Here is a 22,786-nt window from a genome sequence, read left to right on the forward strand (position 1 = left end):
CTCTCCTCTTTTGGGGTCCCGTGGAGCGGGCCCGTCCGAAAGCCCGCGATCGGGCTTCATTCTAACGACGATCGCCCGGGGGCGACCTCATGGGCCGCGTCTCCGCCGGCGCGCACGTCCGGCAGCAGGGCGCGCACGGCCACCGCCGTCGCGACGCAGCACAACACCGCCGTCGCCGCAGCCCAGCCCATGCCCGCGGTGAACGCCGCATCCGCGACGTCGATGACCGTCGCCGCGAGATCCGCCGGCAACGACTCCGCCAACCCGTGGGCGGAGTTGACGTTGTCGGACAACTCCGCGGTCTGGGCCGAATCCAGCGGAAGGTCGACCGTCGACAGCTGGCGCGAATACGCGCTCACCAGCACCGACCCCAGGATCGCGGCACCGAAGGCCCCGCCGAGCTCGTAGCCGGTCTCCGACAGCGCCGACGCCGCACCGGACTGTTCCGGCGGGGCCGAGCCCAGGATGATCGTGTTGGTCACCGGGTCGATCATGCCGGTGCCCACGCCCAACATGACGAACGAGATGCCGAACCAGATCTGGGCGCCCGTGCCCGACGACACCGCCGGCCACGCGCCGGAGGCCTCCACGACGTGCATGGCCAGGCCTGCGGTGGCCAACGTGATGGCGGTGAGCAGCAACGGCCGTGCCGAGAACTTCCCCACCAACTCGCCGGTGACCACCGTGGCCGCCATCGAGGAAATCATCCCCGGCATGAGCAGCAGACCGGCGTGGACCGGGCTGATGCCGAGGACAACCTGCAGGTACTGCGTCAGGTAGAACATCGCGCCGACGAGGAGGAACGACGACATCGCGTTGACCATCACGGCCATCGCGTACGCGCGGTCCCGCAGCAGCCGAACGTCGACGAGCGGGTGCGGCGCGTTGTTCAGGTGCGCCACCAGGGCACCGGCGGCCAGCAGCGCCGCGGTGGCCAGCAGGGCCGGAATCCACCAGGACAGCCCCGCCGTCGCGGCCTTCAGCGCGCCGACGACGCCGAACAGCGCCACCATCGACAACACCGCGCCGACGATGTCGAACCGGCCCGGGGCCTGTGCCTTCGACTCCGGCAGCACCAGCAACCCGCCGACGACCACGGCGACGGCGACGGGCACGTTGATGATGAACACCGAACCCCAGTGGAAGTGCTCCAGCAGCCAACCGCCGAGCACCGGCCCGATGATCGCGCCGAGCGAGTAGCACGAAATCCACACCGCAATCGCCCGCGGCAACTCGTTCTTGTCGGGGAACATCGCCTTGATCAGCGACAACGTCGACGGCATCAGCGTCGCGCCCGCCACGCCCTGCAGCGCGCGGGCGATGATGAGCACCGTCGGGTTCATCGCGTAGGCGGCCATCAACGATGCCGCGCCGAAACCCGTGATGCCCCACAACAACAACTTGCGACGGCCGATGCGGTCCCCCAGCGTGCCCATGGTGATCAGCAGCGTCGCGATGACGAACGCGTAGATGTCGACGATCCACAGCAACTGCGTGCCCGACGGATCGAGGTCGCGCGAAATCGCCGGGAGCGCGAAGTTCAGCACCGTCATGTCGACCGCAAGAATGATCACGGCCAACGCCAGCACCGCCACACCCCACCAACGCAGCGGATACGAGGTCACGTCGGCGTCGTCAAGCTTGTTTTCGATGGTTTCATCGCGCACGAAAGACCCCTTTCTCTCCATGGCGCTGCCGGACCATCACCTGCCGGGGGTACGGCAGCCGGGGTCCTCCCCGGCATTCACCCGCGCATGCGGGGCCACCGTCCTCCCGCCTGGAAAGCAGGGGTCTTCGTCAGGCCGGCCCCGCGGCGTGGTCACCGCGGGGCCAGTCGTCTCAAGTGCACTACACAGCGTAACAGCGGTTTACACGCCCCCACCAACCGAAAAGCGCCCGCGTGACGAGGATTACGTCAAAAAGTCGTACTCCGGGGTGCCCGGCAGCAACCGGCGGCACTCCAACGGCGACGCGTCCATCCTGTCCATCAACGCATCGAGATCCGACGCATTGCGCAACTCGATGCCCACCAGGGCCGCACCCGTCTCGCGGTTGTTGCGCTTCAGGTACTCGAACAACGCGATGTCGTCGTCCGGGCCGAGGATCTCGTTGAGGAACATGCGCAACTGGCCCGGCTTCTGCGGGAAGTTCACCAGGAAGTAGTGCTTCAGGCCGCGGTAGACCAGGGAGCGCTCCATGATCTCCGCATACCGCAGCACATCGTTGTTGCCGCCGGAGATGATGCACACGACGACCTCGCCGGGACGGGCGTTGATCTGGTCGAGCGCGGCGACCGACAGCGCACCGGCGGGCTCGGCGATGATGCCCTCGTTCTGGTACAGGTCCAGCTGCGCCACGCACACCGCGCCCTCGGGGGCGATGATCGTGTGAATGCGCGAACGATTGCGGTCGACGATCTGGTACGGCAGCTCGCCGAGCTTCTTCACCGCCGCGCCGTCGACGAAGGGATCGATGGACGGCAGCTCGACCGGCTCGTCGGCGGCCATCGCGGCGGTGAGGCACGCAGCCCCCGCCGGCTCGACCGCGACGATGGCGGTGCGCGGCGACATGTCCGCGAAGTAGCTGGTCACCCCCGCGAGCAGGCCGCCGCCGCCGACCGGCACGCACACGGTGTCGGGGGTCAGCCCCTGGCCGGACAGCTGCGCCACGATCTCCGCGGCGACCGTGCCCTGGCCGACGACGGTGTTGAAGGAATCGAACGGCTCGATGACCGTCGCCCCCGACTCCTGCGCGTCGGCGCGGGCGGCCGACGACGCCTCGTCGAAGCTGTCGCCGGTGACGATGATCTCCACCGCGTCGCGGCCGTGGTACGCGATGCGGTCGCGCTTCTGCTTCGGCGTCTGATTGGGCACGAAAATGCGGCCCTTCACCCCCAGGGTGCGGCACGCGTAGGCGACGCCCTGGGCGTGGTTGCCGGCCGATGCGGCGACCACGCCGGCGGCGCGCTCCTCATCGGTGAGCTGCACCATCGCGTTGTAGGCCCCGCGGATCTTGTACGACCGCACGTCCTGCAGGTCCTCGCGCTTGAGGAAGACCTTCGCCCCCGTTTCCTCGCTCAGCCGCGGGCAGAACTGCAGCGGCGTCGGGGCGATGACCGACGAAATCCTGGCCTGCGCTTCCTGGATGTCCGCCGCGTGGACGAGACGGCGGGCGGTGTCGGTGGACGGCGCGGAAGAAGCGTTCATGGCCGTAGACGATACTCGCACCGCCGACGGGAAGTGGAACGCGGGGTCCACTGGATGGAACGGAGTCGGGCGGCGCCCAAATGCGCAGGCGGAAATCGACTATCGGGTACCCCATCGCCGCTGAATCCGACAATCGTTTCGGCGCGAACAGTAACGTCGGCGCCATGAACGCTTACGCCGTCTCCCGCCGCAGCGCCGCTGCCATCCTCGCCGTCTCCGCCCTCGTCCTCGGCGCATGCTCCGATTCCGGCGACGCCGCCGACGCAACCACCACCGTCACCGAAACCGCCGCGGAGGGAACCTCCGAGAAGCCGTCGCCCACCACCGAGGAGACGAGCACGTCCGAGCAGTCGGGCACCGGCGACGAATCCGACTCGGACGACGATTCCGCCGACGCCGGGTCCGGCGACGTCACCAAGATCGATGCCGACGGCATCGCATTCGAGATCGACGACATCGGCATGATGTGCTGGGTCGGACAGCAGGCGTTCCTCAACTGCCAGGGCACCGCCGAATGGACGCCGACGACCGGCCCCGGCCCCGCGAATTCGCTCAGCTTCGACATGAACGCCGAAAGCATCCAGGCGATGCAGGCAAATGCCAACATGGCCGACCTCGACATCGAGGAGGTCGACGCCGGCGGCCGCTACGAGGTCAAGGGCATCATCTTCGACCTCAGCGATTCCGGCCGCATGACGTTCACCGACGACCTGTCGGGCACGTCGGGTTACGTCACCGCGGATCGCTACGGCTGGAGCTGACGGACGCCCCCGGTTCGGGACCGGCGGTGCCGAAGCCACCGACGTCCCCCCTCCCCCTCCCCCTGTGGGGACGCTCCTGTGGGGACGGCGCCGGCGAGTCGGCCCTTCTGCCGGGCTATCCCAGGATCCCCGTGCCCATCGTCGCCTTGAGGTCGCCGAACAGGCTCGCCGACTTGGTCACGCGCAGATGCTCGCCGAGCACCATCAACGTGGAATTGTTGCCCTCCTTGAGATTCAGGTACACGTCTGAATCGCCCTTGTTGTTCACCAGCACGGACTTGAGCTTGGCGATGTTCTCCGGCGTGCATTGATCGGTGCGCATGGTCAACCGGATCGGGCTGCCCGCCCCGTTGAGCCCCAGGTCCGGGACCTTCAGGTCATCGCAGACGATGGACAGGCGATCGTCGCGGTACTGGACCCGGGCGCGGACCAGCACGATCGCGTCTTCGGCGACCAGCGTGGACACCATCGCGTAGGTGCGCGGGAAGGCGAGAACCTCCACCGACGCGCCGTTGTGGTCTTCCAGGCCGATGATCGCCCACGGCAGACCGTCCTTGTTCACGCGGCGATCCACGCTGGAGATGATGCCGCCGATGACGACCTCGGTGTTGTGCGGGACTTCGCCGCCGACGATCGTCGTGATCGCCGTGTCGGTCTGCTGCGCCAACGATTCCTCGAAGCCGTCGAGCGGGTGACCCGACACGTAGAGACCCAGCATTTCGCGTTCCAGCGCCAGCTCGTGCTTGCGCTCCCAGTTCTCCTCCGGGATCTTCACCTGGAAGACGTTGTCGGCGTCCTCGCCGGGTTCGTCTCCTCCACCGAAGTCGGCGAACAGATCGAACTGGCCCTTGTCGGCGGCCTTCTTCGTCGGCAGCGCCGCATCGACGGCGTCTTCGTGGATGAGCGTCAAGCCCTTGCGCGGGTGGCCCATCGAGTCGAAGGCGCCGCCCTTGATCAGCGACTCCGTCACGCGCTTCGAACACGGCAGCGTGTCGATCTTGTCCAGGTAGTCGGAGAAGTCCTTGAACGCGCCCTTCTCCCGGCGCGTGGCGATGATCGAGTCGACGACGTCGCGGCCGACGTTGCGGATCGCGCCGAGGCCGAAACGGATGTCCTCGCCCACGGACTGGAAGTTCATGGCCGACTCGTTGACGTCCGGCGACAGAACGCGGATGCCCAGGTGACGGCAGTCCGACAGGTAGATGGCGGACTTGTCCTTGTTGTCCGACACCGACGTCAGCAGCGCAGCCATGTACTCGGCGGTGTAATTGGCCTTCAGGTACGCGGTCCAGAAGGACACCAGGCCGTAACCGGCGGCGTGCGATTTGTTGAACGCGTATCCGGCGAACGGGAGGATCGTGTCCCACAGCGTCTTGATCGCCGCGTCCGAGTACCCGTTGGCCTTCATCCCGGCCTCGAAGTTGATGAACTCCTTTTCGAGCACCTCGGGCTTCTTCTTGCCCATGGCCTTGCGGAAACCGTCGGCCTGGCCGGCGGTGTAGTTCGCCACCTTCTGCGAGATCCTCATGATCTGCTCCTGGTAGACGATGAGGCCGTAGGTCTCGGAGAGGATCTCCTGCAGGGGTTCCTCGAGCTCGGGGTGGATGGGCACGATCGGCTTGACGCCGTTCTTGCGGTCGGCGTACTCCCAGTGGGCGTTGACGCCCATCGGGCCGGGGCGGTACAGCGCGAGGGCGGCGACGATGTCGTTGAACTCGGTCGGGCGCATGCGCTTGAGCAGCTCCCGCATGCCGCCGCCGTCGAGCTGGAACACGCCGAGCGTGTCGCCGCGGGCCAGCAGTTCGTACGTCGGGTCGTCGACGACGTCGAGGGTGTCCAGGTCGATGTGCTCGCCGCGGTTGGACTCGATGTTCTCCAGGCAGTCGCCGATGACCGTGAGGTTGCGCAGGCCCAGGAAGTCCATCTTCAGCAGGCCGATGGCCTCACACGCCGGGTAGTCCCAGCCGGTGATGATCGCCCCGTCGGCGGCGCGTTTCCACATGGGGATGTGGTCGAGCAGCGGCACCGACGCCATGATGACGGCGCAGGCGTGCACGCCGGTCTGGCGCACCACGCCTTCGAGGCCGCGGGCGGTTTCGTAGATGCGGGCGACGTCGGGGTCGGTTTCGATGAGCTGTCGGACTTCGGCGGCCTCGCCGTAGCGCTCGTGGGAGGGGTCGACGATGCCGGCGAGCGGGATGTCCTTGGCCATGATCGGCGGCGGCAGGGCCTTGGTGATGCGGTCGGCGATCTGGTAGCCGGGCTGGCCGAACTGGACGCGGGCGGAGTCCTTGATCGCCTGCTTCGTCTTCACGGTGCCGAAGGTCACCACCTGCGCGACCTTGTCCTCGCCCCACTTGTCGGCGGCGTAGCGGATCATTTCGTCTCGGCGGCGGTCGTCGAAGTCGATGTCGATGTCCGGCGCCGAGGGACGCTCGGGGTTGAGGAATCGCTCGAACAGCAGACCGTGCTCGATGGGGTCGATGTTGGTGATCCACGTGGCGTATGCGACCAGCGACCCCGCAGCCGAACCACGGCCCGGACCGACCTTGATGCCGATGTCGCGGGCGTGGGCGATGATGTCGGCGACGATGAGGAAGTAGGACGGGTAGCCCTTGCCGTCGATGACCTCGATTTCGTATTCGGCGCGGCGGATGTACTCCTCCGGCACCTGGGCGCCCTCGAAGCGCTTCTTCAGGCCCTCCATGACCTGGTGGCGCAGCCACGTCGTCGGCGTTTCGCCCTCCGGCACGTCGGCCTTGGGCATGCGGTCGTGCGGGTGCTCTTCCCAGATCTCGTCGTAGTCGCCGACGCGTTCGGCGATGAGCAGGGTGTTGTCGCAGGCGTCGGGCACCAGGTGGTCCCAGGTGTCGCGCATTTCGGCGGCGGACTTGATGTAGTAGCCGTCGCCGTCGAACTTGAAGCGGTCGGGGTCGTGCAGGGTCTTGCCGGTCTGCACGCACAGCAGAGCCTCGTGGGTCTTGGCCTGGTCGCGGGTGACGTAGTGGCAGTCGTTGGTGACCACGGGCGGCAGGTTGAGCTTGCGGCCGATTTCGAGCAGCTCGGAGCGCACGCGGGTTTCGATGTCGAGCCCGTGGTCCATGAGCTCGAGGAAGTAGTTGTCCTTGCCGTAGATGTCCTGCCACATTCCGGCGGCGGCGAGCGCTTCGTCGAATTGGCCGAGCCGCAGTCGGGTCTGCACGTCGCCGGAGGGGCAGCCGGTGGTGGCGATGATGCCTTCGGCGCGTTCGGCGATGATCTCGGCGTCCATGCGCGGGTACTTGCCCATCTGGCCCTCGTAGGAGGCCATGGACGACAGGTAGAAGAGGTTGTGCAGGCCCTGCACGTTTTCGGCGAGCATGGTCTGGTGCAGGTAGGAGCCGCGGCCGGAGACGTCGTCGCCCTTCTGGTGCGGCTCGCCCCACTGGATGCGCTGCTTGTTGAAGCGGCTCTCCGGCGCCATGTAGGCCTCGATGCCGATGATCGGTTTGACGCCCTTGGCCTTCATCTGACGGTAGAAAGCGTTGGAGCCGAACATGTTGCCGTGGTCGGTGACGCCGACGGCCGGCATGCCCTGCCGCGAAACCTCGTCGGCCAGCAGGTCGATCTTCGCCATCCCGTCCAGCATCGAGTACTCGGTGTGGTTGTGGAGATGCACGAAACTGGAGTTGGCCATGGCTCCGGATTGTAGGCGGTGGCCCGGATCGGGGGCCAATGGCCGCAAAGCTAGAACAAAAACCAACCCCTACCTGCATATATGCATGTTCCGATACGTGTGCAAGGTCACTGCGCCGCAACTTTACAATTCGCCCGCCCCTCCCCATACTTGAGCGCATCCTCACGTTTTTGCCGGCACAACTTCCGGCGATGCGTACCCGGCCGGATCCCCCGGTCGGAACCCTCCAAGGAAAGGACATGCGATGTTCGCGCCCATGCCCGATGGCGTCTACTCCCTCTTCCCGGCCCAGGCCCTGAACAACGCCATCGCCTCGATGGACCGCCGCCCGGTCGCGGCCGGCTACCTCGCCGACGGCGACGTCGTCTCCTCGGAGACCGACGCGACCCGCTACAGCTGGCTCGTTTAACCGCCGACCGCGCCCGATCGCCGGGCCCGGGCCCTGCATCACCGTCGGGTGATGCGGGGCTTTTTCGCTTTACGACGTCGACCTTCACCGCGTTCGCCGCCCCGACACCCCTGCGGCGTTGACGATCTTGGTCGATTCGTCCGTATCTTTCGTTTTCGGGGAGTAACCTTCCCCGCATGAATGCACCGGCCCTCCCCGCATCCGACCCCGTGCCCCGGCGGCTCCGGGCTGCGGTCGCCGACGAGCGCCTGCCCGCCCTCGTCGTCGACCTCGACGCCGTCGACGCCAATGCGGAGGACATGCTCCGCCGCGCCGGCGGAACGCCGATCCGCGTGGCGTCGAAGTCGCTGCGGATCCCCGAGCTGATCAAGCACGTCCTGGCAAAGCCCGGTTTCCAGGGGGTGCTCGCCTATACGCTGCCCGAAGCGCTCATGCTGCACGCCGAAGGAATCAGCGACGACATCCTCGTCGCCTACCCCACGGCCGATGACGCGGCGCTGGCCGAGTTGGCCGCCGACGCCGACGCCCGCGCCGCCATCGCGATCATGGTCGATTCCGCCGAGCAGCTGCCCGCGGTGGCCCGCCACGCGTCGGAGGATGCGCCGCTGCGCGTGTGCCTCGACGTCGACGCGTCGTGGCGGCCCGCCCCCGGCGTGCACGTCGGCACGCTGCGCTCGCCCACGCACTCGCCCCGCCAGGCGGCCGATCTGGCGCGCGCCGTCGATTCCACGCCGGGGCTGCGGGTCATCGGCGTGATGATGTACGAGGGCCACATCGCCGGCGTCGGCGACGCGGGCACCGGCCCCCGCGACGCGGCCATCCGGCTGATGCAGAAACTCGCCCGCAAGGAGTTGGCCACCCGCCGCGCGAAGGTCGTCGCCGCCGTCGAAGCCGTCGTCGGCCCGCTCGAACTGGTCAACGGCGGCGGCACCGGCTCGCTGGAATCGACGTGCGCGGAACCCGCCGTCACCGAGGCAGCCGCCGGATCCGGATTCGTCGCACCGACGCTGTTCGACAACTACCGCGCCTTCACCCTGCGGCCGGCCAGCTGGTTTGTCCTGCCCGTCGTCAGGCGCCCGAAGAAGAACACCGTCACCGTCGCCGGCGGCGGCCGCATCGCGTCGGGACCGGCCGGCCGAGACCGCCTGCCCAGCCCCGTGTTCCCCGCCGGCCTGACCTACGCCCCGGACGAGGGCCCCGGCGAAGTGCAGACCCCGCTGACCGGCGACGCCGCCCACACCCTGCGCATCGGCGCCCCCGTGTGGTTCCGCCACACCAAGGCCGGCGAAACCGCCGAACACGCCAACACCGCCATCGTCGTCTCCGACGGCGCCATCGTCGGCCGTTGGGCCACCTACCGAGGGAAGGGACTGATCTACTCGTGAAGGACAAGCAGTGGAGCAACTGGGCGCGCACCCAGACCTGCGTGCCCGGCACCGTCCACCAACCGGCCGATGCCGGGGAAATCGGCCGCATCATCCGTGACGCCAGGTCGTCGCAAAGCACGGTGCGCCCCCTGGGCGCGGGGCATTCCTTCACGCCCGTCGCCGTCACCGACGGCCACCGGATCCAGCTGGACAACATGGCCGGTTTCGTCGGCCGCGACGACGACGCCGGCACCATCACCCTGCGCGCCGGCACCCGACTGCGCGACGTGCCCGGCATCCTCCGCCCGCAGGGTCTGGCGCTGGCCAACCAGGGCGACGTCGACCCGCAGGCGGTGGCCGGCGCGGTGTCCACCGGCACCCACGGCACCGGACTGGGCTTCACCGGTTTCGCCGGCATGGTCAAGGGCTTCCGCATCGTCGGCGCCGACGGCGAGGAAATCCACGCGTACGAGGGCGCGCCGGGCGTCGCCGGCGAACTGTTCCGCCTGGCCCGCCTGGGGCTGGGCGTCTTCGGCGTGCTCACCGAGCTGACCCTGGAAAGCGTGCCCGCGTTCCGCCTGGCCGCCGACGAACACGCCGAGGACTTCGACGAGGTCCGGCGCACCTTCCCCGAACGCGTCGCCGCCGTCGACCACATGGAGTTCTACTGGTTCCCCGGCACCGACCTGGCGCTGGTCAAGGAAAACACCCGCCTGCCCGGCATCGAAAACGCCGACGGCTCCCCCACCTCCGGCCTGCTGAACCGGGCCGGGGAGTTCATCTCCGACGAGGTCATCAACAACGCCGGCCTGATGGCCGTCTGCGAACTGGCGAAGGCCACCCCGAAGCTGACCCGCCGCCTCAACGCCCTCGCCGCGAAGACCGTCACCACCCGCCGCTACGTCGACGACGCCCACAAGGTGTTCGTCTCGCCGCGCCGCGTCCGCTTCTCCGAGATGGAGTACGCCGTGCCGCTGGAGTCGCTGCCGGAGGTCCTCGACGAGGTGCGCCGCACCATCGACCGCCACCGCGCCTGGGTGTCGTTCCCCATGGAGATCCGCGCCGCCAAGGGCGATGACGTCGCCCTGTCCACCGCCTACGGCCGCGACAGCGCGTACATCGCCGTCCACCGCTACTACCGCGAGGATTACCGCGAGTACTTCAAGTTGCTCGAGCCGATTTTCCTCGCCGCGGGCGGCCGTCCGCATTGGGGCAAGTTGCACACGTTGGGCGCCGAGCAGTTGCGCGAGCGGTACCCGCTTTTCGACGACGTCGCGGAGCTGCGCCGCCGGGTGGATCCGGACGGCGTGTTCCTCAACGATCACCTGCGCGGCCTGTTCGAGGGTTAGCCGTGGAGCCCCGGTGGGTTGCCGACGCCACCCACCGGGCCGCGGACGCTGCTCCCCGTCGTCACTCCCCGTCGTCGTCTGCGGCGAGGGGTTCGACCCGACGGCGCCGGCGCGTGCGGCCGTGGCGCAGCACGATGTCGGCGACGAAGACGGCCACGGCCACCCAGATGATGACGTAACCGACCCAACGGATGGGCTCGAGGTGTTCGCCGGCGATGAAGACGGCGATGAACATCTGCATCATCGGCGTCATGTACTGCATCAGGCCGACGGTGGTCAGCGGGATCTTCTTCGCGCCGATGCCGAACAGCAGCAGCGGCAGCGCCGTGGCGACGCCGGCCGACATCAGCAGCAGCGCGTGTCCGATGCCGTGGGTGGTGAAGGTGCCCGTGCCCTGGCGACCCAGATAGATCAGGTAGGCGACGGCCAGCGGCGCCATGATGAGCGACTCCGCCGTCAGCGACGCCGTCGCCGACAGACGGACTTGCTTTTTCAGCAGACCGTAGAAGCCGAAGCTGAAGGCCAACAGCAGGGCCAGGATCGGGGGCCTGCCGACGCCGATGGTCAGCACGATCACCGAAACGGTGGCGATGGCCACCGACAGCTTCTGCAGCGGCGACAGGCTCTCCTTGAGGAAGACCACGCCCAGCAGCACGGAGACCAGCGGGTTGATGAAGTAACCCAACGCGGCTTCGGCGATGTGGCCGGTGTTGACGGCGTAGACGTACACGCCCCAGTTGATGGCGATGACGAACGACGCCGCCGCGACGACCAGCCAGGTCCGCGCCGAGGCTTCGCGCAGCTCCCGCCACTTGCGCATGACCAGCAGCAGGATGGCCATGACGACGAGGGTCCACACGAACCGGTGCGCGAGGATCTCCACCGGGCCGGCCGGTTGCAGGAGCGGGAAATACAGGGGGAACCCGCCCCACAGCAGATAAGCGAGGAAGGTCTGAATCACGGCGCCACCATATCGGGTGCCGGTTCCGGTTCGGGCAGCGGCAGCGGTCGGACGCCGAAACGCCCGACGACCGCGTCGGCGGCCAGCGCCTCGACGGCGACGACGCCGGGGCGGCCCTCGATCGACCGGAGCTGGCCGAGGGTGCCGCGCACGAGCAGGCCGGTGATCCCGACGCCGTGGTCGCCCTCGGCGGCGATTCCGGCGGAGCGTCCGATCAGGTCGAGTTCGCGGGCGAAGACGTCGGCGCGGGGGGTGCCGGCGACGGGTTCGGGCAGGCTGCGCGAAACGGTTGGCCCGACGAACATCGTGCCCACGCGCAACCCGTCGATGCCGTCGACGGCGGCTGCGGCGGTGGCGGCGTCGGCCGGCGGGTCGAAGGACACCAGCGCCCAGTGGCGTGCGTTGACGTCGGCGGTGGACCCGTCGGCCAGCGGCGGCGGGGTGCGCAGCGACTCCGAGGCACGCGCCGCATAGTCGGCGAGGGGCTCGCCGGATTCGACGCCGACGACGTCGCCGTTGACGTTCATGGGACCGTGGACCCGGTCGGACCCGGCCATGACCACCAGCACGACGGCCAGGCCGATCACGCACACGAGGGAGATGGCCGCCGCAACCGGGCCGACGCCCTCGCCGGACTTCTTCTCGGGCTCCGGGGCCCGGTGGCGGCTCACTGCGCCCTCAGCACGTCGAGGGCGTGCTGCAGGTCATCGGGGTACGGGCAGTCGATTTCCATCCAGCGTCCGTCGGCGGGATGCCGGAACCCGACGGACACCGCGTGGAGCCACTGGCGGGTCAGGCCGAGCTTCTCGGACAGCGCCTCGTCGGAGCCGTACATCGGGTCGCCGCAGCACGGGTGGTTGAGGGCGGAGAAATGCACGCGGATCTGGTGGGTGCGGCCGGTTTCCAGCCCGACCTCCAGCAAGGTGGCGGGGGCGAAGGCCTCCAGGGTCTTGTAGTGGGTCACAGCGGGTTTGCCGTCGCGGCGCACGGCGAAGCGCCACCCGGCCGACGGGTGCCGGCCGATGGCGGCGTCGATGGTGCCCGACGACGGATCGGGGTGGCCCTGCACCAGCGCGTGGTACGTCTTGGTCACCTCGCGGTTCTTGAACGCCCGCTTGAGCACCGAGTACCCGCGCTCGGAGCAGGCCACGACCATCACGCCGGAGGTGCCGACGTCGAGGCGCTGCACGATGCCCTGCCGCTCCGGCGGGCCCGACGTGGAGATGCGGAACCCCGCCGCGGCCAGGCCACCGATGACGGTCGGCCCGGTCCATCCCACCGACGGGTGGGCGGCGACGCCGACGGGCTTGTGCACGGCCACCAGGTCACTGTCGTGGTAGAGCACGTCCATGCCCTCGACGAGTTCCTCCTTGGGCATCAACGGCGCCTTCACCTCGGGCAGCAGCACCGACAGCCACGCGTCTTCCTGCAACCGGTCCGATTTGCCGACGGTGGCGCCGTCGATCTGCACGTCTCCGGCTGCCGCCAGCTCGGCGGCCGCGGTGCGCGACAGGCCCAGCAGCTTGGCCAGCCCGGCGTCCACGCGCATCCCCGCCAACCCCGGCGGCACAGGCATTTGCCTGGTCTCACGCATCGACGCCACTCTCCCCTCGCTCGCGGTGGTCGGCGTCCAGCTGGTCGTCGTCACGCTTTGCGACGGCGCCCGCCTCATCCCCGTCGTCCTCGTCCGCGGAATCCCCCACGAGTTCGTCGACGTCCGAGGAGAACATGATCCACGCCGCCAACATGATCACGCCCACGGTGATCGCGGCATCGGCGAGATTGAACACGGCGAAACCGCGCACCGACAGGAAGTCGACCACGTGCCCGAAGTAAAACGACGGATCGCGGAACAGCCGGTCGATGAGGTTGCCCGCCGCGCCACCGGCGATGAGCCCCGCCGACACCGCCGGCCACGGCGTGCGCAGCCACTTCGAACCGACGGCCACGGCGACGATGAACGCGATCTGGATCGTGGTGAACAACCACGTCGACTCCGTGCCCATGGAAAAGGCCGCACCGGGGTTGCGCAGCAGCGTCAACTGGAACCACTGCCCGATCACGTCCACCGGAGGCTCGCCCTCCAACGCGTCGACCGCGATGATCTTCGTCACCTGGTCGACCACGGCCACCGCCGCCACCGTCGCGGCCAGCAGCCCGCGCTTCGGGCGCCGATCCGACCACCGCCGAGCGGGGGCGGGGCCGGGCGGGGAACTCGTCGCTGATCCTGGGGTGCGGGAATTGGTCACCCGCCCATCATCGCCCATGTCCCCCGTTCGGGGCCAACGACGCTGCGAAGGTAGCCTGGACCGGGTGAAGATGCGTCGCCTTGCCCCCATGTTGCTCGCCGCCGGCCTGGCCCTGTCCGGCTGCGCCTCCGACTCCACGCCCGAGACCGCCCCGGTGCCGCTGGAAATCCCCACGGTCACCCTCGTCGACGCGGGCGACGGTGCCGCCGACGTCGTCGAATGGGCCGATGACGGGGCGACGCAGGAAACGTCGATCATCGTCACCCAGGGCTTCACCCAGCGCGCCGAGGGCGACGGCGCGGACGAGTCGGCCAACTCCACGACCCCGGACACCCGCCTGGAGATGCCCGTCACCGTCACCGCCTCCGGCACCGGCGACGAACGCTCCGCCGAAGCCGAGCTCGGCGTGCCCTTCGGCTCCAACGCCGAACTCAACGACGACATCGCCACCGCCGAAGGGTTCGTGGCGATGTGGGACGGCGACGCCGCCGGCCGCATGCTCGAACTGCGCGTCGGCGCCCCCGAGGAGTCCACCGACACCGCCCGCGCCGGCACCGAGGCGGCGCTGCTGCAATGGGCGCGGCTGCCCATCGTCTTCCCCTCCGAGCCCATCGCCCCCGGCGCGGTCTGGACCGTGGAAAGCCACGTCGGCGGCGATTCCTCGCAGCGCCAGACGCTGACCTTCACCCTCGAGTCCCGCGACGGAGACGACGTGGAGCTCGACGTCGAGGTCGAACAGTCCCCCACCGTCACCGCGCTCGACGCCGGCGACGGCCTGACCCTGCACGTCGTCGACTCCGGCACCGAGACCCGCACCGGTGAGCTGTCCATCGACCTCGGCTCTCCGCTGCCGACCGCGGGCCTCATCGACTACGTCACCACGATCACCTACGGCGAGCGGACGGACGCGGACACCGGCGACGGCATGGGCCCCGATGCCCGCATCGTCCAGCAGTTCCACCGGGCCGTGCAGTTCGGCAAGTAGCCGGACTTAGGCCGGCGGGGCCTCCGGGGCCGGCTCGGCCGGGGGAGCCTCCGGAGCCGGCGGCGCCTCGGGGGCGGGCTCGGCCGGCGGGGCCTCCGGGGCCGGTTCAGCCGGCGGAGCATCCGGCGCGGGCTCGGCCGGCGGAGCGTCCGGCGCGGCCGGATCCTCCTCGGCCGGCGGCGGGGGCTCGACGCCCTCGGGCAGGCACATCGGCGGCACCTGGTCCGGGGCGACGTTCTTCACCAGCTCACACGCCCACGTCTGCGACAGCTTCCACTGGCCGTCGACGTTGCGGAACTCGACGCTCTCGATCAGCTGGGGCTCCTGCTCCGGCAGGATGAAGTTCACGCCCGCCAGCACGGAGTCGGGGGTGTAACCGGGCAGCACCGGCTCCACGACCTCGAGGGTCGCACCCGACTCCTCCTTCGAGCGCGTCATGACGTCGAAAAGCTCCGCGGCTTCCTCGCCGTTTTCGACGGTCTGGGTCTTCTCCTCGATCGGCAGGTTCGGGTCGGTGGCGCGGGCCAGGATGTCGTTGAGCTCCATGGCCGTCGGGAACGCCGCAACCTCCGCCGTCGACGTCGTGGTGGCCGAGGTGGACTCGTCGGTGCCCTCCCCGTCATCGCCGCACGCCGCGAGGCTCAGTGCGGTGACGCCCGCGATCAGCGTCGCGGTCAGGCTTCGGTGGAACTTCATGTCACTCCTCATCGGACCGGGCGGGCCGACGGCCGGGCCCGGGATCCTTTGGCGGTGTTTCCGGTTTGTTCGGTACGCCCGACGATTCTACACCCGTCGGCACCTCCGTAGAGTGGTGCGCATGTCCGACACCGATGCCACGCCCGCCCGCCTCGTCGTCCTGACCACCGGCGGAACGATCGCCTGCACCAGCGACCGACAGGGGCATCTGCTGCCCACCCTCGACGGGGAATCCCTGGTCCGTCCGATCGCCGACCGGTTCCCCGCCGGTTCCGTCGAAATCGAGGTCCGCGAAGTCGCCCACCTCGACTCGGCGTCGATGACCCTGGCGGAGGTCGACGAACTCAACGCCGTCATCCACGAGGTCTTCGCCGATCCCTCCGTCGACGGAGTCGTCGTCACGCACGGCACCGACTCGATGGAGGAGACTGCGATGGCCGTCGACGTCTTCCACGCCGACGAACGTCCGGTCGTCTTCACCGGCTCGCAGAAACCGGCCGACCACCCGGAGGCCGATGGCCCGAACAACCTCTTCGAGGCCATGGTCGTGGCGATGGACGCCTCCGCCCGCGGCATCGGCGTGCTCATCGTCTTCGGCCACGCGGTGTTGCCCGTGCGCGGCGCCGTGAAGTGGCACACCACCGATGAGCTGGGCTTCGCCACCAACGCCCCCGAGGATCCGGTGCGCCCCGCTCCCCTGCCCCTCAAGGAGCTTTCCGACGTCCGCGTGGACATCATCGCCGCGCACGCCGGAAGCGACGGGACGTTCGTCGACGCCGCAGTCGACGCCGGCGCCGCGGGCCTGGTCGTCGAGGGCATGGGCGCCGGCAACGTCGGCACCGACATGGCCGCGGCGATCGGCCGCGCGCTGGAGGCGGACATCCCGGTGGTCATGTGCACCCGCGTGCCCCGCGGCGACGTCCACGGCAGCTACGGCGGCGCCGGCGGTGGCGCGACGCTGGCCGCCCGCGGCGTCGTCGGTTCCGGCTGCGTCCACGCCCCGCAGGCGCGCATCATCCTCGCCGCCGCCATCGCCGCCGGCGTGCACCCGCAGACCCTGTTCTAGGGATTCGGGTTCCGGGCTTCCGGGTTTTCGCCCGTCGCCCCGGGGTCGGCGGCATCCGCCGGCGCGCCGGTTTCCTTGGGCGGTTGGTCCGCCCATTCGGCGGCGTCGTCATGCTCGGTGAACCAGTCCTCCCAGTCGAGGCTGCACAGCGGCGAGCATTCGCGCAGGTCCGGGTCGTCCTCGGCCAGGCTGATTGCGCGGCCCGGCCCCGTCGTCCGCGACTCGAAACGCACCGACACCACACCATGGCCCGCCCCCTGCACCCACCCGTGCCCGTATTCGGGATGGTGGACGTCGGACGTCGGCGCCCACTTCGAATCCGAGGCGCGAAACGTGGGCAGCGTGCCGTCGCCGGTGAGCTCCACCAGTCCGGCGGGCACGTCGGCCAGGCCCGGGACGGTGTCCTCCACGACGTGGCCGCGATCCAATTCCGGGAAAAGCACCGACTGCATCGTCGCGTCGAGTCCGGACAGCCCCACGCCCACCAGCCGCACCGGACCGATCGAGGCCGGGTCGAACGCCAGCCGGTGGGCCACCGACAGCAGCGTCTCCGCGTCCTGCGTCGCGTACGGCAGCGTCTCCGACCTCGTGTGCAAGCTCAGATCGGACAACCGCACCTTGACGGTGATGGTGCGGGCGCCGCGGCCGTCGGAAAGCAGCCGCCCGTGGGCCTTGTGCCCGGCGCGCTCGATGGCCGAATGCACCTGCGCCATGGATTCGAGGTCGCGCGGGTAGGTGTACTCGGCGGAAATGGACTTCGCGATGTCCCGTTCCTTCACCGGCCGGTCGTCGATGCCGCGGGCCAGCAGCTGCAGCGCGGGCCCGACCGTGCGCCCCAGGGTGAGCTCCACGTCGCGCGGCTTGAGGGCCGCGAAGTCGGCGATCGTTTCCACGCCCTGCGCCTTCAACTTGGCTTCCGACACCGGTCCGACTCCCCAGAGCTTGCCGACGGGCAGCGGGTCCAGCAGTTCGTGCTGCCGGGACCTTTCGATGATGTAGACCCCATCCGGTTTCGCCAGCCCCGAACCGATCTTGGCGAATTGCTTGCCCGGCCCCGCCCCGATCGACGACGGCAGGCCCGTCTGGTCGCGGATGTCGGCCCGCAGCCGTTGGGCCCATTCCTCCACCGTCGCGGCGTCGGCGCCGACGAGTTCGGCGGGCTCCATGAACGCCTCGTCGACGCTGAGCTGCTCGACCACGGGAACCCGGTCGCGGATGATGGAGAACACCCGCCGCGACACGGGTCCGTAGATGCCCTTGCGGGGGCCGACGACGACGGCGCCGGGCGGCATGAGCCGTCTGGCCTGCATCATCGGCATGGCCGAATGGGCGCCGTGGGCGCGGGCCTCGTAGGAGCAGCCGGCGACGACTCCACGGCCGCTGACGCCGCCGACCAGCACCGGCCGGCCCCGCAGCGTCGGCCGGGTCAGCTGTTCGACGGACGCGTAGAACGCGTCCATGTCGATGTGGAGGACCCAGCGATGCATGATTGCCCAGCATAGGCGCCGCGCATCGACCGGTCCTGCGCGGGCTCCGTCCGGCGCATCACGCGACGTCGAGGTCCCGTCGCCCTCCCCGCACCGCATCCGCGTCCTTTTTCGTCGACCGCACGTGGGAGCGTGCGGTCACCAGCGACAGCGCGTACTCGACCGCCACCGGCGGCACATCCATCGCATCCGCGACACCGACGATGACGTCCTTGGCCCACGACACCGGCACCGCCCTGCCCATTCCCAGGTACCGCAGCACCCGCACTCCCGGATCCAACGCATCGGAGCCGGCGAGCAGGCGCATGTGGCAAAACGACGTCTCCCCCAATCCGTGCACGCTCGTCCATTCGTTGCGCAGGGCCATCGGGCTGATGCGCAGGCGTCGGCGGAAGCTCTCCAGGCCCACGATGCCCGCGTCGTCGAGCACCGTGGCCGCTTCCTCGGCGATCGTCGTCTTCAGCCGCCCCGCAATGCGGTTGCGCGGGAACACCGGGCGACGCGCGGCGGGCTCCTCCTCCGGCCCGCGGATGGGCCCGGTGCCCTTCAGCCCCGGCAGGTTGCGCAGCGCCACGGCCAGATCCCACGCCGTGACCGCCGCGATGCCCTCCTCCATCTGCCAGTGCCGCCACCGGTCGACGATCCGATCCACGTCGGCGTTGCGCGCCCGCACGGAAAACACCGCGTCGATGATGCATTCGGCGATGTCCGCCCGGCGCGCCCACGTCCACGGCCACGTCTTGCCCGGCCCGAACTCCTCCTCCAGCAACCGCGCCACGGCATCGACCGTGCCCAGGTACTCCAGCTCCTCCGGTCCCGGGCCGACGAACTCCTCCCACGCCGCGTCGTTCATCGCCGATTCGTCCTTCATCCCCGATTCCCCCTCGTCATTTGCGGGCCCGGCCCATCCGGTGCCCGTCGCCGGAAACGTTACGGCCCCCGCCCGCCGAGCGCTGCTCGGGAGGCGGGGGCCGAAGGTGGAACTGTGGATCGATCGGGGGCTGTGGATGCTCCCCGATCCGCGCCGTCGGCTAGGCCTTGACGACGTCGGCGGTGCAGCCGTCGCCAAGGTCGTGGGTCAGGGCGTCACCGTCGACGACGACCTCGAACGACGTCGCCAGCACCTCCGCGGCGATGAGGTCCTTGTGGCGCTCGGCCCACTCGGCGCGCTCGGCCGGGACGTTCACGGTCACCGTGATGCGGTCGGTGATCTCCAGGCCGGCGGCCTTGCGGGCGTCCTGCAGGCCGCGGATGCGGTCGGCCGCCCAGCCGCGCGACTCCAGTTCCTCCGTGACCGTCATGTCCAGGACGACCAGGCCGTCGACGCCGTCGACCTCGGCGGTGGACTCGGCGTCGTCGGCGACCAGACGGCGGGTGTACTCGCCGTCCTCCAGCGCGATGCCGCCGGCGACGACCACGCCGTCGACGACCTCGTAATCGCCGGACTTCACGGCCTTGATCACCGTCTGCACGTCCTTGCCCAGGCGCGGGCCCGCCGCCCGGGCGTTCACCGCGACCTCGAAGCGGCCGACGGAGGCGACGTCCTCGGTCAACACCACGTCGTCGACGTTGACCTCGTCGCGGATGATGTCCTTGAACGGCTCCAGCGCACTCGCGTCCGGGATGGCCACCGTCAGCTTCGGCAGGGGCAGACGGTTGCGCAGCTGATGCGCCTTGCGCACCCGCGAGGACGCCGAACACACCGCACGAACGTCATCCATCGCTGCAACGAGCGCCGCGTCGTCGGAAAGCTCGTCTGCGGTGGGCCACGGCTCGAGGTGCACCGAACGGCCGCCGGTCAGGGACTTCCAGATGACCTCCGACGCCATCGGCAGCATCGGCGCCGCCAGGCGCGTCAGGGTCTCCAGCACGGTGTACAGGGTGTTGAAGGCCTCCGGGTGCTCCTCGTCGCCCGCCCAGAAACGATCGCGGGAACGGCGCACGTACCAGTTGGTCAGGGCATCGCAGAACCAACGGATCTCGTCGGTCGCCCCGGCGATGTCCGTGTCGTCCAGCTTGGCCGTCGTCGCCTTCACCGTCGCCGCCAACTTGGCCAGGATGTACCGGTCCAGCACGTTGTCCGAATCCGTCGCCCGCTGCGCCGGCTTGGAGGCGTAGAGCTGCAGGAAGGAGTAGGCGTTCCACGTCGGCAGCAACGCCTGGCGCACGCCCTCGCGAATGCCCTGCTCGGTGACGATCAGGTTGCCGCCGCGCAGGATCGGCGAGGACATCAGGAACCAGCGCATCGCGTCGGAACCGTCGCGCTGGAAGACCTCGTTGACGTTCGGGTAGTTGCCCTTCGACTTCGACATCTTCAGGCCGTCGTTGCCCAGCACGATGCCGTGGGCGACGACCTTCTTGAACGCCGGGCGATCGAACAGCGCCGTCGACAGCACGTGCAGCGTGTAGAACCAGCCTCGGGTCTGGCCCGAGTACTCGACGATGAAGTCCGCCGGCGAGTGGGTGTCGAACCACTCCTTGTTCTCGAACGGGTAATGCTTCTGCGCGAACGGCATGGAGCCGGACTCGAACCAGCAGTCCAGGACCTCCGGCACGCGGCGCATCATCGACTTGCCCGTCGGGTCATCCGGGTTCGGGCGGACCAGCTCGTCGATGTCCGGGCGGTGCAGCGACTTGGGGCGGCGACCGAAGTCACGCTCCAGCTCCTCCAGGGAGCCGTACACGTCGACGCGCGGGTACGCGTCGTCGTCGGACACCCACACCGGGATCGGCGAACCCCAGTAGCGCGAACGCGAGATGTTCCAGTCGCGGGCGCCCTCGAGCCACTTGCCGAACTGGCCGTCGCGCATGTGCTCCGGCATCCACTCGATCTGCTCGCGGTTGAGCTCGACCATGCGGTCGCGGAACTTGGTCACGGCCACGAACCACGACGGCAGCGCCATGTAGATCAGCGGCTCGCCCGAACGCCACGAGTGCGGGTAGGAGTGCTCGATGGTCTGGTGGCGCACCACGCGGACCGCCGACTTCAGGTCGCGGATGATGTCCTTGTTGGCGTCGAAGACCAGCTGGCCCTGGTACGGCGGGGTCAGGGACGTGAACTTGCCGTCCATGTCCACCGGGATGACCAGCTCGATGCCGTAGCGCTGGCAGGTGATCATGTCGTCCTCACCGAAGGCCGGGGCCTGGTGGACGATGCCGGTGCCGTCTTCGGTGGTGACGTAGTCGGCCACGAGGATCTGGAAGGCGTTGGGCTGGTCGGCGAAGAAGTCGAAGATCGGCTGGTAGATCAGGCCCTCCAGCTGCGCGCCGGTGTAGGTGGCCACGACCTCGCGGTCCTTGCCCAGCTCCTTGGCGAAGGACCCGACCAGGTTGGACGCCAGCAGGAAGGTGCGGCCGACGAACTCGGCCAGCCCCTTCTCCCCGACGCGGACCAGCGAGTACTCGACGTCGGGGTGCACGGCCAGCGCCAGGTTGGACGGCAGGGTCCACGGGGTGGTCGTCCACGCCAGGGCGGCGGCGTCGGCAAGCTCCGGATGCTCCGCCAGCGTCGACTCGCCCGCCGACCCGGCCACCGCGCCGGTGATCGGGAACGTCACCGTCAGCGTCGGGTCCTGGCGCATCTTGTACGAGTCGTCCAGGCGGGTCTCGTGGTTCGACAGCGAGGTGTGCTCGGCCCACGAGTACGGCAGGACGCGGAACCCCTGGTAGATCAGGCCCTTGTCGTAGAGCTCCTTGAACGCCCACATCACCGACTCCATGAACCCGGGGTCCATGGTCTTGTAGCCGTTTTCGAAGTCGACCCAGCGCGCCTGGCGGGTGACGTACTCCTGCCATTCGTTGGTGTACTCCAGCACGGAGGAGGCGCAGTACTCGTTGAACTTGGCCAGGCCCATGTCCTCGATCTGGCCCTTGTCTGTGATGCCGAGCTGCTTTTCGGCCTCCAGCTCGGCGGGCAGGCCATGGCAGTCCCAGCCGAAGACGCGGTTGACCTGCTTGCCGCGCATGGTCTGGTAGCGCGGGACGATGTCCTTGACGTAGCCCGTCAGCAGGTGGCCGTAGTGCGGCAGGCCGTTGGCGAACGGCGGGCCGTCGTAGAACACGTACTCCTCGGCGCCGTCGCGCTCGTCGATCGACGCGCGGAACGTGTCGTCGGACGCCCAGAAGTCGAGGACGCGGTCCTCGAGGGCCGGGAAGCTGGGGCTGCCGGAGACGTCACCGAACTGGTCGGTGCGGGGATAGGCGCCGCCTGCGGGGGTGGGCTTGTTCACGTTGGTCCTCCATGGTCGCTGGTCCCCGGCCTGGGCCGGGTGAAAAGTGCCACGGGGACGCCTGCCGGCGCGGTACCACCCCGCTTGACCGGTTTCCCCCTTCGTCGGGAGGAGCGCGGCCCGCTCATCGTCCGGGCTGTGCGGGCCCGACCCGTCCGGTTCTACTGGGCGCGTCCCCTGCCCCGCCGCTGGTGACTGCGGGGCGCGGTCGGCGCCGTTCTTCCGGAACGCTCCCCGGTGATTGCCGGATCATCGCGCATACGAGGCACAAGTATAGACGGGCCGGCACGCAACGGCGAAGCGCCCGCCCCGTGTCCCGCGCGATGCGGGAACGGGGCGGGCGCC

17 protein-coding genes are annotated in these 22,786 nt (G+C 69.3%); 6 read left to right on the forward strand and 11 right to left on the reverse strand.

Annotated features, from left to right (window positions below):
• Nucleotides 1-56 precede the first annotated feature (56 nt).
• Together CFREN_RS08235 and ilvA are read right to left on the reverse strand one after the other, a co-directional pair.
• Nucleotides 57-1,667: an MFS transporter gene (locus CFREN_RS08235; RefSeq protein WP_209652625.1), complete on the reverse strand. Its 1,611-nt coding sequence runs from the start codon at nt 1,665-1,667 to the stop codon at nt 57-59.
• Between the two features lie 243 nt (nt 1,668-1,910).
• The gene (gene ilvA / locus CFREN_RS08240) at nt 1,911-3,206 is read right to left on the reverse strand and encodes a threonine ammonia-lyase IlvA (protein WP_070519434.1); all 1,296 of its coding nucleotides are present in this window, start codon (nt 3,204-3,206) and stop codon (nt 1,911-1,913) included.
• A gap of 164 nt (nt 3,207-3,370) precedes the next feature.
• On the opposite strand from ilvA, the gene CFREN_RS08245 reads away from it, so the two are divergent.
• A complete protein-coding gene (locus tag CFREN_RS08245; protein ID WP_209652616.1) occupies nt 3,371-3,967 on the forward strand; it encodes a hypothetical protein in 597 nt (198 codons plus the stop codon).
• A gap of 115 nt (nt 3,968-4,082) precedes the next feature.
• Here the strand turns inward: CFREN_RS08245 and dnaE are convergent, their stop codons facing one another.
• Nucleotides 4,083-7,643 carry a DNA polymerase III subunit alpha gene (gene dnaE, locus CFREN_RS08250; RefSeq protein WP_209652613.1) on the reverse strand — a complete coding sequence of 1,187 codons (3,561 nt, stop codon included), beginning with the start codon at nt 7,641-7,643 and terminating at the stop codon, nt 4,083-4,085.
• Between the two features lie 244 nt (nt 7,644-7,887).
• Here dnaE and CFREN_RS08255 point away from each other — a divergent pair, with 244 nt between their 5' ends.
• The 3 genes from CFREN_RS08255 (at nt 7,888) to CFREN_RS08265 (ending at nt 10,768) form a co-directional block, all read left to right on the forward strand.
• Nucleotides 7,888-8,052 (forward strand): hypothetical protein, encoded by a 165-nt coding sequence (locus CFREN_RS08255; protein ID WP_168161348.1) that lies wholly within the window; start codon nt 7,888-7,890, stop codon nt 8,050-8,052.
• A gap of 176 nt (nt 8,053-8,228) precedes the next feature.
• Nucleotides 8,229-9,437, forward strand: a complete 1,209-nt coding sequence (locus CFREN_RS08260) for an alanine racemase (protein WP_209652611.1) — start codon at nt 8,229-8,231, stop codon at nt 9,435-9,437.
• Complete coding sequence (locus CFREN_RS08265) at nt 9,434-10,768, forward strand: D-arabinono-1,4-lactone oxidase (protein ID WP_224369849.1); 1,335 nt, start codon at nt 9,434-9,436, stop codon at nt 10,766-10,768. Before CFREN_RS08260 ends, CFREN_RS08265 begins: the two co-directional genes overlap by 4 nt.
• 61 nt (nt 10,769-10,829) lie before the next feature.
• Here the strand turns inward: CFREN_RS08265 and rarD are convergent, their stop codons facing one another.
• The 4 genes from rarD to lspA are packed head-to-tail and all read right to left on the reverse strand — an operon-like array spanning nt 10,830 to nt 13,978.
• Nucleotides 10,830-11,729 carry an EamA family transporter RarD gene (gene rarD / locus CFREN_RS08270; RefSeq protein WP_070519429.1) on the reverse strand — a complete coding sequence of 300 codons (900 nt, stop codon included), beginning with the start codon at nt 11,727-11,729 and terminating at the stop codon, nt 10,830-10,832.
• Nucleotides 11,726-12,400, reverse strand: coding sequence for a hypothetical protein (locus tag CFREN_RS08275; protein ID WP_209652607.1), 675 nt, complete (start codon nt 12,398-12,400; stop codon nt 11,726-11,728). The genes rarD and CFREN_RS08275 overlap by 4 nt, the downstream gene beginning before the upstream one ends.
• The gene (locus CFREN_RS08280; RefSeq protein WP_209652605.1) at nt 12,397-13,323 is read right to left on the reverse strand and encodes an RluA family pseudouridine synthase; all 927 of its coding nucleotides are present in this window, start codon (nt 13,321-13,323) and stop codon (nt 12,397-12,399) included. The genes CFREN_RS08275 and CFREN_RS08280 overlap by 4 nt, the downstream gene beginning before the upstream one ends.
• Nucleotides 13,316-13,978, reverse strand: a complete 663-nt coding sequence (lspA, locus tag CFREN_RS08285) for a signal peptidase II (RefSeq protein ID WP_246580211.1) — start codon at nt 13,976-13,978, stop codon at nt 13,316-13,318. The genes CFREN_RS08280 and lspA overlap by 8 nt, the downstream gene beginning before the upstream one ends.
• 64 nt (nt 13,979-14,042) lie before the next feature.
• On the opposite strand from lspA, the gene CFREN_RS08290 reads away from it, so the two are divergent.
• Nucleotides 14,043-14,963, forward strand: coding sequence for a hypothetical protein (locus CFREN_RS08290; protein WP_209652601.1), 921 nt, complete (start codon nt 14,043-14,045; stop codon nt 14,961-14,963).
• Between the two features lie 6 nt (nt 14,964-14,969).
• Here the strand turns inward: CFREN_RS08290 and CFREN_RS08295 are convergent, their stop codons facing one another.
• Nucleotides 14,970-15,659 carry a WKL family lipoprotein gene (locus CFREN_RS08295; protein ID WP_035122506.1) on the reverse strand — a complete coding sequence of 230 codons (690 nt, stop codon included), beginning with the start codon at nt 15,657-15,659 and terminating at the stop codon, nt 14,970-14,972.
• A gap of 121 nt (nt 15,660-15,780) precedes the next feature.
• On the opposite strand from CFREN_RS08295, the gene CFREN_RS08300 reads away from it, so the two are divergent.
• Nucleotides 15,781-16,725 (forward strand): asparaginase, encoded by a 945-nt coding sequence (locus CFREN_RS08300; protein WP_209652599.1) that lies wholly within the window; start codon nt 15,781-15,783, stop codon nt 16,723-16,725.
• Here the strand turns inward: CFREN_RS08300 and CFREN_RS08305 are convergent.
• The 3 genes from CFREN_RS08305 to ileS form a co-directional block, all read right to left on the reverse strand.
• On the reverse strand, nt 16,722-18,212 hold the full coding sequence (locus tag CFREN_RS08305; RefSeq protein ID WP_209652597.1) for a DNA polymerase IV: 1,491 nt from the start codon (nt 18,210-18,212) through the stop codon (nt 16,722-16,724). The genes CFREN_RS08300 and CFREN_RS08305 overlap by 4 nt on opposite strands.
• 58 nt (nt 18,213-18,270) lie before the next feature.
• Nucleotides 18,271-19,083 (reverse strand): DUF8548 family protein, encoded by an 813-nt coding sequence (locus CFREN_RS08310; protein ID WP_209652595.1) that lies wholly within the window; start codon nt 19,081-19,083, stop codon nt 18,271-18,273.
• Nucleotides 19,084-19,243: 160 nt separating this feature from the next.
• Nucleotides 19,244-22,441 (reverse strand): isoleucine--tRNA ligase, encoded by a 3,198-nt coding sequence (gene ileS / locus CFREN_RS08315; RefSeq protein ID WP_209652593.1) that lies wholly within the window; start codon nt 22,439-22,441, stop codon nt 19,244-19,246.
• Nucleotides 22,442-22,786 lie beyond the last annotated feature (345 nt).

Origin of the sequence: Corynebacterium freneyi, from assembly GCF_030408835.1 — a bacterium.
Taxonomy (GTDB): domain Bacteria; phylum Actinomycetota; class Actinomycetes; order Mycobacteriales; family Mycobacteriaceae; genus Corynebacterium; species Corynebacterium freneyi.

Bases quoted from the DNA above. Each gene is read 5' to 3' on its own strand.
- CFREN_RS08310 (WP_209652595.1), bottom strand. From the start codon at position 19,083: ATGAAGGACGAATCGGCGATGAACGACGCGGCGTGGGAGGAGTTCGTC.
- dnaE (WP_209652613.1), bottom strand. From the start codon at position 7,643: ATGGCCAACTCCAGTTTCGTGCATCTCCACAACCACACCGAGTACTCG.
- CFREN_RS08280 (WP_209652605.1), bottom strand. From the start codon at position 13,323: ATGCGTGAGACCAGGCAAATGCCTGTGCCGCCGGGGTTGGCGGGGATG.
- CFREN_RS08255 (WP_168161348.1), top strand. From the start codon at position 7,888: ATGTTCGCGCCCATGCCCGATGGCGTCTACTCCCTCTTCCCGGCCCAG.
- CFREN_RS08300 (WP_209652599.1), top strand. From the start codon at position 15,781: ATGTCCGACACCGATGCCACGCCCGCCCGCCTCGTCGTCCTGACCACC.
- CFREN_RS08305 (WP_209652597.1), bottom strand. From the start codon at position 18,212: ATGCATCGCTGGGTCCTCCACATCGACATGGACGCGTTCTACGCGTCC.
- CFREN_RS08260 (WP_209652611.1), top strand. From the start codon at position 8,229: ATGAATGCACCGGCCCTCCCCGCATCCGACCCCGTGCCCCGGCGGCTC.
- CFREN_RS08295 (WP_035122506.1), bottom strand. From the start codon at position 15,659: ATGAAGTTCCACCGAAGCCTGACCGCGACGCTGATCGCGGGCGTCACC.
- CFREN_RS08245 (WP_209652616.1), top strand. From the start codon at position 3,371: ATGAACGCTTACGCCGTCTCCCGCCGCAGCGCCGCTGCCATCCTCGCC.
- ilvA (WP_070519434.1), bottom strand. From the start codon at position 3,206: ATGAACGCTTCTTCCGCGCCGTCCACCGACACCGCCCGCCGTCTCGTC.